Origin of the sequence: Mesorhizobium neociceri (assembly GCF_013520985.1) — a bacterium.
GTDB lineage: Bacteria > Pseudomonadota > Alphaproteobacteria > Rhizobiales > Rhizobiaceae > Mesorhizobium > Mesorhizobium neociceri.
This window is the reverse complement of record NZ_JACDTY010000021.1, coordinates 43875-59919: the sequence shown is the minus strand read 5'-3', so window position 1 is coordinate 59919 and position 16045 is coordinate 43875. Positions and strand designations below refer to the sequence as shown.

Below are 16045 nucleotides of genomic sequence, written 5' to 3'. Positions count from 1 at the left end.
ACGGGTGGCGATGCGAGCAGGTCGAAGCGACACTGGAGCCTTCAGACGATGGAGGCATTCCATGATGACGTTGTTTTTGGCTTTTCATGTTCACGCCGCCAGACGAGGCGATGGGCTGCTGCCCGAGTTTCTGGGGTTTGCGCCGCAGCCACGGAATGTTCCGAAGGCCACGAATGAAAACGCTGCTGCGAATGCGGGGCAACACCCGGAGGCCTGCAGAATTGATCCGCAGTCGCGGAGGTCCGTTCGACGACCGGTGATCCTTTAAAGCCAGAGCCCGGGCCGCATTTCTTTACGGTCTGGTAGGGTTAACAACGGCCTGCACAAAGACTGCGCATTTGAGTCAAAATCGAGCCAAGACCACTCGCTAAGCGCCTCCTGTCATTCCCAGGAGAGCTCACATGCGTCGGATCGAAACCCATCCCTTCATTATTGCTGCGGTCCTGTTCCTGCTGGCCTGGTATTTGGGTTTTCCGATGCGGGCGCAATCGGCGCCGCTCGGCGATGTCGAATGCACGGTGATCCAGGACGCGGCGAGCGGCGAGACGCTCTATCAGAACGGTGTCTGCGACCAACGCGTCAGCCCGGCGTCGACCTTCAAAGTGCCGCTGGCGCTGATCGGTTACGACAGCGGCATCCTGACCGACGCGCATACACCGAGCTGGGACTATAAGCCAGAGTTCAAGGCCGTGAAGCGCGACCACAAGACCGTCGACCCGGTAATCTGGGAACGCGACTCGATCGTGTGGTATTCGCGCGAGCTCGTGCGTCGGCTCGGCGCGAAAAGCTTTGCCGGCTACATCTCGAAATTCGGCTACGGCAACATGGATGTCTCGGGCGACGCCGGCAAGGACAACGGACTCACGCAATCCTGGATAAATTCCTCACTGCAGATATCACCGGTCGAGCAGACAGAATTCCTGCGCCAGCTGCTCGCCGGCAAAATGCCAGTTACGGCCAAGTCGCATGAGATGACCAGAGCCATCCTGCCGAGTTTCCAGGCCGGCGACTGGACGGTGCAGGGCAAGACCGGCAGCACAAGGCTCGACAACAGCAAGGACAAACGTTCGCTCGGCTGGTTCGTCGGCTGGGCCGAAAGGGGCGGGCGCCGGATCGTCTTCGCCCGGCTGGTTGTCGACACCAAGCCAATCGACACGCCGAAAGGCCCGGCGACACGCGCAGCGTTCCTGAAGGATCTCCCGCAGCTGGTGAAGTGACCTTGCTTTGGCTTTAAGCGCTTCGGCGGGCACGGATGAGGTGGCCGCCGGAATTGGCTGTCGTTGCCTTCGGCGCTTTGGAGAAGCGAGCGAAAATATCGCTGCTTTCGAGATCTTCGATCTCGTCGAAACCGAGTTCGCGAAGTGATTGCGCCAGTGCGGCTGGGACGAAGAAGCTGATCCAGGGTTCGCCGACAGCGGCGACGCGTGCCGCATGGAAGGACAGCGCTGCCTGTCCCGCCGCATCGCGGTTCTCGTCCGGCTCGCTATAGTCGAAGACGACCTCCGAACCGGGCATGGCGGCAATCCAGGACAGGGTGCTGAAGATCGCTTCCTGTGTCAGATAGGGCACGACCCCAAGCCAGATGAAAAAGCTCGGCTCCGCCAGCTTCAGACCAGCCAATGCCAGTTCGTCCGCCAGGCTCTGCCGCTCGAAATCGACGGGCACGAAAGTGGTGCCAGGCGGCTCGGCAAGGCCGGCATCGGCGAGGCATTTGCGTTTCCAGGCTTGCGTTGCCGGATGGTCGACTTCGAACACCGCGACATCCGGGTACGGATTGCGCAGCGAGAACGTGTCGAGGCCGGCGCCGAGCACCACCACTTGCCGGACGCTCCGGCACACCGCCGCGGCCAGCCAGTCTTCAGCGAGGCGGGCACGCGCGGCCACGAACAGGCGCATGCGCCGGCCACGCTCATCTTCCTGATCGAGCTCCGGCGCCGTCGGTGCGGCATCGCCCAGAATCGCACTCGCATATGGGTCGCGAAACAGCGCCGCCTGCGGCGAGAACTGGTGGAGGGCCCGCATGCGCGCGACGCCCAGGGCGGTTCGGCTGGATTTTGCGTCTTCCATGCAGGCAATTCCAACCTCGTGTCGGGGAAATTCGCAAGCCTGTGCGACTGGCGTGCGACATCTGTGGCGCCATTTCCTGACGGCTGTGCCAATGGCGGCCCTTTACCTCACGCCGTGCTGCCTCTAAAACCCGCCCGCTGCCGGATGCCTCCGGCACTACCGACGACCACCCGCGCTCGTTTGCGGGACTGGATAGGAGATACAAATGCTGAATTCCGTTTCCCTGACATTTCCCGATGGCTCCGTCCGCGACTACGACGCGGCGATGACCGGTGCGGGCTTGGCCGAATCGATCTCGAAGTCGCTGGCAAAGAAGGCCGTGGCCTACGCTATCGACGGTACCGTGCGCGACCTTTCCGACCCGCTCGGCAAGTCCGGCAAGGTCGAGATCATCACCCGTACCGATCCGCGCGCGCTGGAGCTCATCCGCCATGATGCGGCGCATGTGCTGGCAGAAGCAGTGCAGGAACTGTGGCCGGGAACGCAGGTGACCATCGGGCCGGTGATCGAGAACGGATTCTACTACGACTTCGCCCGCAACGAGCCGTTCACGCCGGACGATTTCCCGGTGATCGAGAAAAAGATGCGCGAGATCATCGCGCGCAACAAGTCGTTCACCAAGGAAGTCTGGTCGCGCGACAAGGCCAAGAAGGTCTTTGCCGACAAGGGCGAGCGCTACAAGCTCGAACTGATCGACGCCATCCCCGAGGACCAGGATCTCAAGATCTATGCCCAGGGCGACTGGTTCGACCTCTGCCGTGGCCCGCACATGGCTTCGACCGGCCAGATCGGCAACGCCTTCAAACTGATGAAGGTGGCCGGCGCCTATTGGCGCGGCGATTCAAACAACCCGATGCTGACCCGCATCTACGGCACGGCATGGGCCGAGCAGGCTGAACTCGATGCCTACCAGACGATGCTGGAAGAGGCCGAGAAGCGCGACCACCGCAAACTCGGCCGCGAGATGGACCTGTTCCATTTCCAGGAAGAGGGCCCGGGCGTCGTCTTCTGGCACGCCAAGGGCTGGAAGATGTTCCAGAACCTGGTCAACTACATGCGCCGCCGCCTCGACGAGCAGGGCTACCAGGAGGTCAACGCGCCGCAGGTTCTGGACAAGAGCCTGTGGGAGACGTCAGGCCACTGGGGCTGGTATCGCGATGCCATGTTCAAGGTGACGGTGGCCGGCGACGACACAGACGACGACCGCGTGTTCGCGCTGAAGCCGATGAATTGTCCGGGCCATGTGCAGATCTTCAAGCACGGGTTGAAATCCTATCGCGATCTGCCCGTAAAGCTTGCAGAATTCGGCAATGTGCATCGCTACGAACCGTCCGGCGCGCTGCACGGGCTGATGCGCGTGCGCGGCTTCACACAGGACGATGCGCATATCTTCTGCACCGAGGATCAGCTCGCCGCCGAGTGCCTGCGCATCAATGACCTGATCCTGTCGACCTATGCCGATTTCGGCTTCGACGAGGTCAGCGTGAAGCTGTCGACGCGGCCCGACAAGCGCGTCGGCACCGACGAGGCCTGGGACCACGCCGAAGCGATCATGAACAGCGTGCTGGACACGATCCGCACGCGCTCGGGCAATCGCATCAAGACCTCGATCAATCCGGGCGAGGGCGCCTTCTACGGGCCGAAATTCGAATATGTGCTGAAGGACGCCATCGGCCGCGAATGGCAGTGCGGCACCACGCAGGTCGACTTCAACCTGCCGGAGCGTTTTGGCGCTTTCTACATCGGTTCGGATTCGGAAAAGAAGCAGCCGGTGATGGTGCATCGCGCCATTTGCGGTTCGATGGAGCGCTTCCTCGGCATCCTGACCGAGCATTATTCCGGTCATTTCCCGCTGTGGTTCGCGCCGCTGCAGGTAGTGGTGGCGACGATCACTTCGGATGCCGACGACTACGCCAAGAAGGTTGTCGCACAGTTGAAGGCGGCGGGGCTTATCGCCGAAGCGGATCTGCGCAACGAGAAGATCAACTACAAGGTGCGCGAGCATTCGCTGGCCAAGGTTCCGGTGATCCTGGTCTGCGGCAAGCGCGAGGCGGAGGAGGAGACGGTCAACATCCGCCGGCTCGGCTCCCGCGACCAGGAATCGCTCATACTGGCCGACGCGCTGAAGCTGCTGTCCGACGAGGCCACTTCGCCCGACCGCAGGCGCAGCGCGGCCTGAGCAATCAATGTTTTGTAGAAATGGCGGTGGAGCGATCCACCGCCATTTTCACATGCCTGTCACGCCAACCTTGTAACGAGCCCCCATGCTCAAGCTGAAAATGCGGGAAAGACCGTTTCCCGAGCTCTCCTACGCCAATGCGAGCCAGCCGGCGCTGACGCGCTGGGTCATCCATTCCATCGAAGGCCTGTCGGGGCGCGACCGCTTCGCGGCGCTCTACGATTTCTGGCGCCGCCAGGTGGCGCCAACCGGCGAGCGCGTGTTCAGCCGTATGCTGGAGCTGATCGACGTCACGGTGCGCAGCGCCGATCAATGGCCGCCGGCGAAGCTGCCTGACACACCGCTGGTGATCGTCGCCAACCATCCATTCGGCATCGGCGACGGCATTGCCGTGCTGTCGCTGGTCGAGCAGCTCGAGCGTCCGTTCCGCGTCATGATCCACAAGGATCTGCTCAAGATCCGCGAGATGGAACCGTACTCGCTGCCGATCGACTTTTCCGAGACCAAGGACGCGGTGAAGAACAACATGGCGGTGCGCCACGAGGCGGTGCGGCTGTTGAAAGAGGGCGTCACCATCGTCGTGTTTCCGGCCGGCGGCGTCGCCACCGCACCGAAAGGCTTTGGCCGGGCGCGCGATCTGCCGTGGAAGATGTTTCCGGCTCGCCTCGTGCAGGATGCCAAGGCGTCGGTGGTGCCGATGCATTTTTCCGGGCAGAACGGGCGGCTGTTCCATCTGGTCAGCGGTCCCATGAACATGGCCGAGCGTGAGGGAAGGGTGGCGAAATTCGTCGGCAAGGCGTCGCTGACGCTGCGCCTTTCGATGCTCATCCGCGAATTCGCGCGACTGTCCGGCAAAGCGATCGACGTGCGCGTCGGCAACGTGCTGCGCTGGGACGAGCTGGAGCCGTTGCGCGACCGCAAGACCTTGCTCGACCGCCTCCGTCGCGGCGTTTTCGATCTGGCGCCTGACGCACCGCGCGGCCGCGTCCACTTCCTGCCGCGCCGGCTGCGCAAGGCCGCCTGACGAAGCGCCGCCGCTTCAGAAGCCAGACGTTCGCGGCTCATTTTCAGAAAATCGAGATTGGCTTGCGAGGCGCGTAACCCTCGATAAATATGGCGTGATTGTGGCTAAGCAGCCACAGTCACAGCCCCCTCAATTTGCTAATACAAGTATAGGATGGGAGCTATGCCATGAATATTTCGAATTCTATTGTATTGACCGGTCTGGTTCTCGGTACAGCCAGCGCCATTGCGATGGGGCCGGCCAACGCGGCCGATCCGTCTTCCGCAACTCCGTCCTGGAGCGGCGTCTATGTCGGCGCCAATATCGGCTATGGCTGGGATTCAGGCGACCCGACATTGGCGCTGAAACCTGCGCCTGAACGTGCGCCGCCAGGTTTTCCGATCGAAGATATTCAGGGAATTATAGACGCTCTCGTAGAATCCGGTTCGTTTCCAACGTCGTTGTCGCCCTCAGCACGAGGCATCGTTGGCGGTGGCCAGCTCGGATACAACTGGCAGCTGCCTTCCAACTGGGTCGTCGGCGTTGAGGCGGACCTGCAAGCATCTGGCATAAAAGGTTCGGAAACGGCTGTTATCATTGATCCTCCCTTTTTCGACAGCACAAGCACCAGCGTCAGCAAGAAAGTGGATTGGTATGGCACCGTGCGCGCTCGCGCGGGCTATCTCGTCAATCCACAATGGTTGGTCTATGCCACCGGCGGCCTGGCATACGGCAAGACGAGACTCGGTTTTCACGTCGACAACCTAACCCAGGGCTGTTTTCCCGACGCAACGATCTGCGGCGACGACTCAGCGTCGGAAACTCGGGTGGGATGGACGCTGGGAACAGGCGTGGAGACGATGCTAGCCCCGAACTGGAGCGTGAAGGCCGAATACTTGTATGTCGATCTTGGCAAGCAGACTTTCGATGCCGCCACCATAACACCGGTCGATTTCAAAGTGTCCGCCAAATATCACGAACAGACCGTACGCATTGGCCTGAACTACCACTTCAACTGAACGGCCAAAACTGAGGTCAAGCTGGCGCGCCGATCAGTCGGCGCCTTCCTCGGGATCGATCGCCGAGGCCTCGGTGGCCAGGACCTCGATCTCCTGGTTCTGGCCGGCGACGACGGTGAAATCCTTCTGGTAGATGCGGTCGCGGTTCTTGGCGATGATGGTGTACTGGCCTTCGGCCAGCACCATCGAGGCGAAGGCGCCGACGGCTTCCTTGATCGGGTCGCCGGATTCGTTGAGCAGCGACCAGGATGTATCGGCGATCGCTTCGCCGCCGGTCTCGCGCACCAGCTTCATGGTCATCTCGGCCGCACGATGCTCGACCGTGGCTTCGGTCAGCTTGCCGGCCTCGACGCGGATGTCGGAACGGATGACGGCATTCACCGCGCCATAGGTGGAGACGACATGGTAGACGCCGGCGTTGAGCCGCACGACGCTGTTCGGCTCGACATCGGGGATGATCAAGGCGCGGTCGCCATTGGCCTCGGCGGTGCCTTCATAGATGGAAAAGCGCAGTTTTTTCGGCGGAATGCGCACGCCGCCCGACAGCACCGCGTCGAGTTTGAGGCCGCCGGCATCGAGCACCAGGCTTTCGCGCTTGGCGTCCTTGCCGACGGTGATGCGCTTGGTGGCGCCGGCGCGTCCGTAGGAGGCGTGGACCAGATAGCTGCCGGGTTCAAGCTGGAACACCGCGGTGCCGCCGTGCGCGGACGCCACCATCGGCAGCTTGCCGTCGCTGGTGGCCTCGGGCTTGAACACGCGCCAGACGATGCCGCGCGTGATGTCGGCACCCTTGTCGGTCAACTGCGCCGACAGCGTGATGGCGCCACCGCCGCTGAGCGCCAACGACGTCCCGCTTTTGGGCGATGCGTAGCTCGAAATATCGGGGAGTTTCAGATTGGCGATGCCGTCGGCGTTCTGCGCCATGGCCATGGAGGCCGGCACCATCAACAGCGCGGCGGCGAGCCAAATCAGGAAAAGGCGCAATGTCCCCTCAAACATGCCTTGCGTTGAAGCCCAAGGCGGTGGCAATTTCAAGGCTTAAGAGTCCGATCCGCCTTGGCAACAGGCTCTTTCGTCTGGCGCGTCCGCGCCAATGCCCGAGCCGCCCCGATCCGCAATGGCGCGCTTCAGCTCAAAATCGAGTGCTTTAGGAGACCAGGCCCCCATGGCGTCGCCGATCATCGACTTCCTGCTGACCCGAAACTCCGCACCGATTCCTGAATTGAAGGAACCGGCGCCCAGCGATGCCGATATTGCCACCATGATCGCCGCCGCAAGCCGCGTGCCAGATCATGGACGGCTGGAGCCCTGGCGTTTCATCCTCTATCGCGGCGAGGCGCGCGTGGAGATCGGCAGGAAGCTCGCCGCCCTTGCCGAACAGCGCGAAGGGCCGCTGCCGGAAAACCGCCGCAACCAGGAACTGGCGCGGTTTTCGCGTGCGCCGCTGGTGATCGGCGTGGTCTCCAGCCCGAAGGAAAATCCAAAAATCCCGCAATGGGAAATGTTCCTGTCCGGCGGCATGGCGGCGATGAACCTGATGATCGCAGCCAATGCGCTGGGTTATGGCACCAATATGATCAGCAACTGGTATTCCGACGTGGCCGAGGGCAGGGCGCTGCTGGGGCTGGCGCCGCAGGAACGCGTCGTCGGCTTCATCCATATCGGCTCCTACCAGGGGCCGGCGCCGGAACGGCCGCGGCCCGATCCGGCAAAGCTCTATGCCGATTACACCGGGCCGTGGAACGGCTGAATGTTCAGACTAAGCAGGAACCCCGGCCGCCTTGGCGCGAGCCAGAAGCCGTTCGGCCAGTCGCAAATGCGGCCGGTCGTACATCTTGCCGTCAATGCCAACCACGCCAGGATTTCCGGCCGCCTCGAAGGCAGAGACGATAGCCTGCGAACGTCGCACCGCCTCGGCTGATGGCGTGAAGGCGGCGTTGATGACCGGCACTTGCGCCGGATGGATCGCCATCTTGCCGGTGAAGCCGTCGCGCTCAGCCTCGATGCATTCTACCTCGAAGGCGGCCATGTCGCGAAAGGCGGGGAAGACCGTGTCGATCGCCGCGACTTCGGCTGCACCGGCGGCAAGGATGGTCATGGTGCGGGCGAAGCGGAAGACATCGGTGTAGCGGCCGTTCTCGTCGCGCGCCGCGCGGGCGCCGATCGCCGCCGACAGATCCTCAGCGCCCCAGGTTAGGCCGGCAAGTCGGGCGCTTGCCCCGGCATAGGTCGTGGCCGCGAGCACGCCGGCAGCGGTCTCGGTGATGATCGGCAGGACTTTTATGGCGCTGTCCGGCAATCCGTTTTCGGCTTCATGCACGCGGAGCTTTGCCGAGAGCTGCTGCACATCCTGGCCACTGTTCGACTTCGGTAGCATGATGCCGTCGGGTTTGACCGGGACCAGGGCGGCCAGATCATCGTCGGTCAATCCGGTCGAGAGATCGTTGACCCTGATATAGATGGCGGAGCTTGTCTGCTGCCTGTTGGCGGCAATGAAGCGTGCCGCGATCTCGCGCGCCGCCGCCTTGTTTTGCGGCGCCACGGAATCTTCAAGGTCGACGATGACCACGTCGGCGCCGGCGCCAAAGCCTTTCTCCAGCTTCTTTTCGGAATCACCGGGCACAAACAACAGAGAGCGCATCAGACCGCCTTTTTCATCATCATCGCCTGGCGCGTGCATTTGGCGACGAGTGCGTCGTTCTGATTGTAGGCGCGATGCTCGAACTCGACGATGCCACGGTCCGGCTTCGATTTCGATGCCCTGGCCGACAGCACCGTCGTCTCGACACGGATGGTGTCGCCATGGAAGACCGGGTGCGGAAATACCGTCTCCTTCATGCCGAGATTGGCAACCGTGGTGCCGACGGTGATGTCATTGACCGAAATGCCGATCATCAGGCCGAGCGTGAACAATGAATTGACCAGCGGTCTGCCCCATTCGCTCTTGGCGGCGAAGTCGAAGTCGATATGCAGCGGCTGCGGGTTCAGCGTCATCACCGAAAACAGCATGTTGTCGCTCTCGGTGACGGTCTTGCGCAGCGTGTGCCGGAAGACATGGCCGACGACGAACTCTTCAAGATAAAGCCCGGCCATTGTTTCCTCCTCATCTGATTGACGGTTGATAGGCGCTGCCCATGCCACCCGCAAGCCAGTTAATAAACATGGTGAACCGTTCGTAAACCTTTTCTGCCTAGGGTCATTCCTGGGGCCGGAAGCTTTTCGGCAAGGGGCGTAAGCAGGCAGTATGGTTGTCTCGCATTTTCTCAAATGGATCTACACGGCGAGGGTTTCGGAGCGCGCCGCGGCGGCGAGCGCCCTGGCTCGCGCCTACATCAATTCCGACCTGCCTTTCGAGGACCGCTGCGCCGCCGAGGCGGCGCTGACGCTGCTGCTCGACGACGCCTCGTCGAAGGTGCGGCTGGCGCTGGCCGAGGCGCTGTCGATGAGCCACCACGCCCCGCTGCAGATCATCAGCGCGCTCGCCTCCGACCAGCCGGAAGTGGCTGCCCTGGTGCTGGCGCGCTCGCCGCTGCTCACCGATGCCGACCTGATCGACCGCGTTGCCGCCGGTCACAAGGCGACGCAAAAACTGATCGCCGACCGGCCGATCGTTTCGATGGCGGTTGCCGCGGCCATTGCCGAGATCGGCGAACCGGAAGCGTGCGCCGCGCTGCTCGCCAATGACGGCGCCGATATCGCGTCGCTCAGCTTTCGCCGCATGGCTGAACGGCACGGCCATATCGCTCATGTGCGCGAGGCTATGGTCACCGATATCAGGTTGCCCGCCGACTGCCGGCACATGCTGCTGGTGAAGCTCGGCGAAACGCTGAAGGGTTCACCGCTGGTGATGGCGCTGATGGGGGCGGCCAGAGCCGAGCGCGTCACGCGCGATGCCTGCGTCAAGGCTTCGGTGCGGCTGGTCGAAGGCACGCGCACGGAGGAACATGGCGCGCTCATCGAGCATCTTCGCCTGCGCGGCGACCTGACCGCAAGCTTCATCATCCGCACCATTGCCCATGGCAAGGTCGACTTCTTCGGCTCGACCCTGGTCGCGCTCAGCCAGCAGTCGGAACAACGGGTGCGGGCGCTGCTTGCCGGCGGACAAGACGTTGCGCTGCAGGCGCTGTTTCGCGGCGCCGGCCTTGCCGCTCCCACCCATGGCATCATCCTGCGCGCACTCAAGATCTGGCGCGAGGTCGCCAACGGCAAGCGCGTCGCCGGCGTGCAGGAAGTCAGCTGGCTGATGCTGAAGGAATTGGGCGGCCAGGCCACCGAGGGCGATCTCGCCGGGCTGGTCAAGTCCATCCATCTCGACGCGCTACGCGAAAACGCGCGTGGGCATGCCCTGGCGATAGCCGCGGCCTGAGGTCCTAGCTCCGGTCCTTGGTAAAAAAATCCGGGAAATCCTCGATCGCGGCGGCGATGATGCGCAGCGAGGCTGCGATCTGCAGCGTGTCGGCACTGCCGCTGCGTTCGTTGAGGCTGGCTGCGTATTGCCGGGCGACGGCGACGGTCGCCGTCTGCGGATCGCCTGGTGCGCGAAACAGCAGTTCACGCGCCAGGCCGCGCAGGAAATTGGTGATCGAAAGCGCGGTTTCGGACGGAATGCCCGGGTTCTGCTGCGCGGCGCGCAGGCGCAGGATTTCGAGGCCGATGGTCACGGCGGCGACGCCGCCGCTGAGGATGGCATCGCCTTTCCTGCCGGCGTTTTGCAAAAGTGGCATCAGCTGGTTGATCCGGTCATAGGCAAGGCTCTCGAAGGCTGAGCGCCGAGGCACCCGATCATGCAGGCACAGCCGCGCCAGGTCCTCGCGCATGGCGCGCACGATGCGGTTGGCCGCGAGCCATGGGTCGGCTGGCAGCACCACGATGAAGACGCCGATCGCCAGCAGGATGCCGACCAGCACCGAAGCCGAGCCGGCGAAGAATGGGCCTGGAGCATAGGTCATCGCCTGGTGCGGGCTGAGGAAGGCGAGGAAGTTGATGGCAAAGGCCGTCGCCACGCCGACGGTGCGCGGATTGGCCATGCCCAGCGCCGTCGGTATCAGTATCGGCACGACAAACAGCGTGAACCAGCCGAAGCCGGGCAGGGCAGGCAGGGCGACCTGGCCGACGAGGAAGGCAAAGGGCAAGGCCAGCAGCGTTCCCTTGAAGAAGCCCCAGGACACCTGCACCGGGTCAGGCCGGGCGGCGAAAAGACTGGAGACGACCGCAACGAGAATAACTGTGCCTGCCGCGTCGGACCATTTCGTCGTCAGCCAGAAGGCGGCGACCGCCAGCGTGGCAACAGCGGCGCGTATGGCATTGCGCGAAGCGCCGGGGTAGTCGCGGTGCACCACCAGCGCAGGCGGCTGCCTGTTGCCCCGACCCGGCCCCGTTGGGGGCGCGCGCAGGGCGTCGAGACCGCGCAACACCTGCTGGAAGGCTTCGGCGAAATCGGCGGCGATGGTCAGGCGCGTTATGGTTCCGACCCTGTCGTCGCCCTGATCGGTCGAGGCGTCGGGCATTTGCCGGGCCTTGCCGGCGATCGCGTCGAGCCGCGTTACCCAGGACGATGTGTCGTCCAGCGCCTCGGGCGTGGCCGCAAGTTCGCTGACCAGCGACTGCAGTTCGGAGCGCACCGGAATGAGCGCGGCGTTTTTCGGCGCGGCGTGCGAATGCAGCGCGCGTGCCGCCGACAGCGCTGACAGGAGCTGGCCGATGGTGCGGCGGACCGGATGGGCGCGGGTGGCGAAGCTCGGCGCTTCGAGCCGGGCATAGGTGCGCATCTCGGCCAGCGTCTGGGCATCGGCGATCAGCTTGCGATGCAGGCCGGCCAGCGTCGCCGGGTCGCCGCCTGAAAAAGCGCCGCCGGCATAGGTGGCAAGGTCGAGGATGCTGCGCTTCAGCCTGGAGATGATGGCGTCGGCCGCCAGCTTGGGCAGGATCAACCGGCTGGTCAGCCCTGCGCAGACGATGCCGAGCACGATCTCGGCGCAGCGCGCGACAGCGAGATCGACGATCACATGCGGCTGGCCGAAAGCCGGCAGCCCGATGATCATCGCGGTATAGCCGGCAAGGGCGGCGCCATACGCTTCCGGGTTGCGCAGCAGCGACGAAACCAGCGTGCACAGCCCGATCCAGACGGACAACGCCGTGACCAGCAGCCAGGGGTTGGTGCCGAAAACGGAAGTGATGGCGATCGCCGCAAGGCCGCCGGCCAGCGTGCCGAGCAGCCGGTAAAAACCTTTCGCCAGCACCATGCCGGCGACCGGTTGGGCGACGATGAAGACCGTCATCATCGCCCATTGTGGGTGGTCGAGTTTCAGCGCGTAGGCAACGAGAAGCGCGATCAGACCGGCCGAAACGGTGCGGAGAGCGAAAATCCAGTCCGAGCGCGTCGGCTGCGTCAGGCCAGCCAAACTGGTTTCGAAGTAGCTCTTCAGCCGCGCCCAGATCACAAGCTGGTCTCCGTATCAGAAGCGCAGGCTAGACCGGCTGACGCTCAGATATCCAGCACTTCCGTTGCGGCGAATTCGGCGCGTTCCTGGATGAAGCGGAAGCGCGCCTCGGGCTTGGTGCCCATCAGCGCATCGATCGCATCCTTGGTCGCCGCCACGGCATCGATGACATCGACCCTGAGCAGCGTGCGCTTCCTCGGGTCCATGGTCGTTTCCTTGAGCTGCGCGGCCATCATCTCGCCCAGACCCTTGAAGCGGCCGATCTCGACCTTGGCGCGGCCGGTGAATTCGGTGCGCAAAAGCTCGTCCTTGTGCGCATCGTCGCGGGCATAGGCGACTTTGCCGCCCTGCCGGATCGAATAGAGCGGCGGCACCGCCAAATAGAGATGGCCGCCGTTCACCAGGTTCGGCATCTCCTGGTAGAAGAAGGTGATCAGCAACGAGGCAATATGGGCGCCGTCGACGTCGGCGTCGGTCATGATGATCACGCGATCGTAGCGCAAATCCTCGTCACGGTATTTTGAGCGCGTGCCGCAGCCGAGGGCCTGGATCAGGTCCGAAATCTGCTGGTTGGCGGCCAGCTTGTCGGTACCGGCGCTGGCGACGTTGAGGATTTTGCCCCGCAGCGGAAGGACCGCCTGGCTGGCGCGGTCGCGCGCCTGCTTGGCCGAGCCGCCGGCCGAGTCGCCTTCGACAATGAACAGCTCGGCACCCGCGGCGGCATTCTGCGTGCAGTCGGCGAGCTTGCCGGGCAGCCTGAGCTTGCGCACCGCGCTCTTGCGCGACACTTCCTTTTCCTGGCGCCGGCGCACCCGTTCGTCGGCGCGCGCGATCACCCATTCCAGCAGCTTCGAGGCTTCCTGCGGATTGTCGGCCAGCCAGTGGTCGAAGGGATCGCGGATGGCGGTCTCGACGATGCGAATGGCCTCAATCGTCGCCAGCCGGTCCTTGGTCTGGCCGACAAATTCCGGCTCGCGGATAAACACAGACAGCATGCCCGCCGCCGAGATCATGACGTCCTCGGAGGTGACGATCGAGGCGCGCTTATTGCCGACGAGGTCGGCATAGGCGCGAAGCCCGCGTGTCAGCACATTGCGAAAGCCAGCCTCGTGCGTGCCGCCTTCGCCGGTCGGGATGGTGTTGCAGTAGGAATTGATGAAGCCGTCGCCGCCGAACCAGGTCACCGCCCATTCCAGCGAGCCGTGGCCGCCCTGTTTCTCGCTCTTGCCGGCGAAGATTTCGCGCGTCACCTGGAAGTCGTCACCGAGCGATGCCTTGAGGTAGTCCTTCAGCCCGCCGGGGAAATGAAACTCCGCCTTGGCCGGCGTCTGGTCCTTTTCCTTGATCAGCGACGGATCGCAGCTCCAGCGGATTTCTACGCCGCCGAACAGATAGGCTTTCGAGCGCGTCATGCGGTAGAGCCGCGCCGGCTCGAAGGCCGCGCCCTTGCCGAAAATCTGCTCGTCGGGATGGAAGCGGATTTTTGTGCCGCGCCGGTTGTGCACCTCGCCGAGGTGCTCCAGCCCGCTTACCGGTACGCCACGAGAGAATCTTTGGCGGTAGAGCTGGCGGCCTCGCGCGACTTCAACCTCGAGATGGTCCGACAGCGCATTGACGACGGAGACGCCGACGCCGTGCAGGCCGCCTGACGTTTCATATACCTTGGAGTCGAATTTGCCGCCCGAATGCAGCGTCGTCATGATGACTTCGAGCGCCGGTTTCTTGAATTTCGGATGCGGGTCGACTGGGATGCCGCGGCCATTGTCGGTAACGGTCAAAAACCCGTCGGCCGAAAGCTCGACATCGATGAAGGTGGCATGGCCGGCAACCGCCTCGTCCATCGAATTGTCGATGACCTCGGCGAACAGATGGTGCATCGCCTTGTCGTCGGTGCCGCCAATATACATGCCGGGACGGCGCCGCACCGGCTCCAGCCCTTCCAGCACCTCGATGTCGGCGGCGCTGTAGCCTTCGCTGCCATCCTTGGTGGCAACAGGGCGTTTCGCGGCCTGCACCAGCGGATCGGCCGGGCGCGCGGTCGCGCGGGCAGGTTGGGGCTGCTTTTCCAGATTGCCGAAAAGATCGTTGTTGTCGTCCATGCCTGCCATAGAATCCGGTGCCGCGAATCACCCGTCGATACTGCCACGCTTTTCAGCGCCAAGCGACGGAAGTTCCTGTTACGTTCGGGGATTAACCCCTTCTTATCCTAAAACCTTTCGATAACCAAGCCGGCGAAAATAGGTCCGTGCGGAGCGCCCGGGATTCCTGAATCTTTAACTAAGCGGCCTAGCGTGGCCCTCAACAAATAAAAGACCATCAGGTGTCAGGGGTTAGTTGTGAGGGGCAAGGCCATAACGATGATCGGCATCGCCGCCGTTTTCGGCGCGATCTCGATCTTTGCCGCGGATTTCTGGGTTAAAAGCCAGGCCAAGGCCGATGCCGAGGAAAAGACGGCATCGATCCCGGCGCCCGTGACCCCCAAGGTCGAGTTCAAGACCATCGTCGTGGCCAACGCGCCGCTGCGTTACGGCATGGAACTCGACCGCGCGCAGCTCACCGAAATCCCGTGGTCGGAAGGCTCGGTGCCGCAGGGCGCATTCACCACCATCAATGCATTGCTTGCCGAAGGCAGCCGCGTGGTGTTGTCGCCGATCGAGATCAACGAGCCGGTGCTGATCAGCAAGCTGTCGGGGCCGAATGGCCGCGCGACGCTGTCCAACATGATGACGCCCGGCATGCGGGCGGTGACCATCCGCACCGACGAGATCGCTGGCGTCGGCGGCTTTGTGATGCCGGGCGACCGGGTCGACGTGGTGCTGACACGCGACGCCGGCGAAATCCAGGAAGTGGCCAAGAACGCGCAAGGCGCTGCCGGCTCCACAGTCACCTCCGAGATCGTCGTCTCCGACGCCAAGGTGCTGACCGTCGGGCAGGGCGCTGACCAGCGCCAGACCACGCCGCAGATCGCCAATTCCGTGACCATCGAGGTGACAACTGACGGCGCGCAGAAAGTGGCGCTTGCCCGCACCGTCGGCACCTTGTCGCTGTCGCTCCGCTCGGCCGCCGATGGCGGCACTGCCAAGGACGGCGTCACCACCATCTCATCCTTCGGCGGTTCGGTTGCCTCCGGCGTCCAGGCCGCGGCCGGCGCGCTGTTCACGGCCGCGACCAAGGAGCCTGAGAAGCCGAAATTCAAGACGATCATCGTGACGCGCGGCACGCAGGTCGAAGAATACCAGGTTCCTGCGCGGGACCAGCCATAACTGCCGGTGGGGACCGGACGAGGGACGGGACAGATGTCGGGACTTCATGCATATCGGATGACGAAAGGACTGCG

General features: G+C 63.5%; 13 protein-coding genes. 7 read left to right on the top strand and 6 right to left on the bottom strand.

Annotation, left to right across the window (positions count from 1 at the left end; genetic code table 11):
- Window positions 1-401: 401 nt before the first annotated feature.
- Complete coding sequence (gene blaOXA, locus H0241_RS29135; protein ID WP_181061220.1) at window positions 402-1217, top strand: class D beta-lactamase; 816 nt, start codon at window positions 402-404, stop codon at window positions 1215-1217.
- 13 nt (window positions 1218-1230) lie between these two features.
- Here blaOXA and H0241_RS29130 read toward each other — a convergent pair whose 3' ends face one another.
- Window positions 1231-2067, bottom strand: a complete 837-nt coding sequence (locus tag H0241_RS29130; RefSeq protein ID WP_181061219.1) for an SAM-dependent methyltransferase — start codon at window positions 2065-2067, stop codon at window positions 1231-1233.
- A 205-nt stretch (window positions 2068-2272) separates the two neighbouring features.
- On the opposite strand from H0241_RS29130, the gene thrS reads away from it, so the two are divergent.
- From thrS to H0241_RS29115, 3 genes are all read left to right on the top strand, one after another.
- Entirely contained in the window at window positions 2273-4246 is a 1974-nt protein-coding gene (gene thrS / locus H0241_RS29125) for a threonine--tRNA ligase (RefSeq protein WP_181061218.1), read from the top strand.
- 85 nt (window positions 4247-4331) lie between these two features.
- Complete coding sequence (locus H0241_RS29120; RefSeq protein WP_181061217.1) at window positions 4332-5270, top strand: lysophospholipid acyltransferase family protein; 939 nt, start codon at window positions 4332-4334, stop codon at window positions 5268-5270.
- Between the two features lie 167 nt (window positions 5271-5437).
- Entirely contained in the window at window positions 5438-6268 is an 831-nt protein-coding gene (locus H0241_RS29115; protein ID WP_181061216.1) for an outer membrane protein, read from the top strand.
- A gap of 33 nt (window positions 6269-6301) precedes the next feature.
- Here H0241_RS29115 and H0241_RS29110 read toward each other — a convergent pair whose 3' ends face one another.
- Complete coding sequence (locus H0241_RS29110; RefSeq protein ID WP_181061215.1) at window positions 6302-7267, bottom strand: hypothetical protein; 966 nt, start codon at window positions 7265-7267, stop codon at window positions 6302-6304.
- A 166-nt stretch (window positions 7268-7433) separates the two neighbouring features.
- Here H0241_RS29110 and H0241_RS29105 point away from each other — a divergent pair, with 166 nt between their 5' ends.
- Window positions 7434-8018 carry a nitroreductase family protein gene (locus H0241_RS29105; protein WP_181061214.1) on the top strand — a complete coding sequence of 195 codons (585 nt, stop codon included), beginning with the start codon at window positions 7434-7436 and terminating at the stop codon, window positions 8016-8018.
- A gap of 9 nt (window positions 8019-8027) precedes the next feature.
- Here H0241_RS29105 and H0241_RS29100 read toward each other — a convergent pair whose 3' ends face one another.
- Entirely contained in the window at window positions 8028-8909 is an 882-nt protein-coding gene (locus tag H0241_RS29100; RefSeq protein ID WP_181061213.1) for an HpcH/HpaI aldolase/citrate lyase family protein, read from the bottom strand.
- Window positions 8909-9361, bottom strand: coding sequence for a MaoC family dehydratase (locus H0241_RS29095; RefSeq protein WP_181061212.1), 453 nt, complete (start codon window positions 9359-9361; stop codon window positions 8909-8911). Before H0241_RS29095 ends, H0241_RS29100 begins: the two co-directional genes overlap by 1 nt.
- Before the next feature lie 151 nt (window positions 9362-9512).
- On the opposite strand from H0241_RS29095, the gene H0241_RS29090 reads away from it, so the two are divergent.
- A complete protein-coding gene (locus tag H0241_RS29090) occupies window positions 9513-10634 on the top strand; it encodes a DUF2336 domain-containing protein (protein WP_181061211.1) in 1122 nt (373 codons plus the stop codon).
- 4 nt (window positions 10635-10638) lie between these two features.
- Here H0241_RS29090 and H0241_RS29085 read toward each other — a convergent pair whose 3' ends face one another.
- The gene (locus tag H0241_RS29085; RefSeq protein WP_181061210.1) at window positions 10639-12708 is read right to left on the bottom strand and encodes an FUSC family protein; all 2070 of its coding nucleotides are present in this window, start codon (window positions 12706-12708) and stop codon (window positions 10639-10641) included.
- Window positions 12709-12752: 44 nt separating this feature from the next.
- On the bottom strand, window positions 12753-14807 hold the full coding sequence (gene parE, locus H0241_RS29080) for a DNA topoisomerase IV subunit B (protein ID WP_181061209.1): 2055 nt from the start codon (window positions 14805-14807) through the stop codon (window positions 12753-12755).
- A gap of 237 nt (window positions 14808-15044) precedes the next feature.
- Between parE and cpaB the strand changes: the two genes are divergently transcribed.
- Window positions 15045-15971 carry a Flp pilus assembly protein CpaB gene (gene cpaB, locus H0241_RS29075; RefSeq protein WP_328824871.1) on the top strand — a complete coding sequence of 309 codons (927 nt, stop codon included), beginning with the start codon at window positions 15045-15047 and terminating at the stop codon, window positions 15969-15971.
- Window positions 15972-16045: the final 74 nt, after the last annotated feature.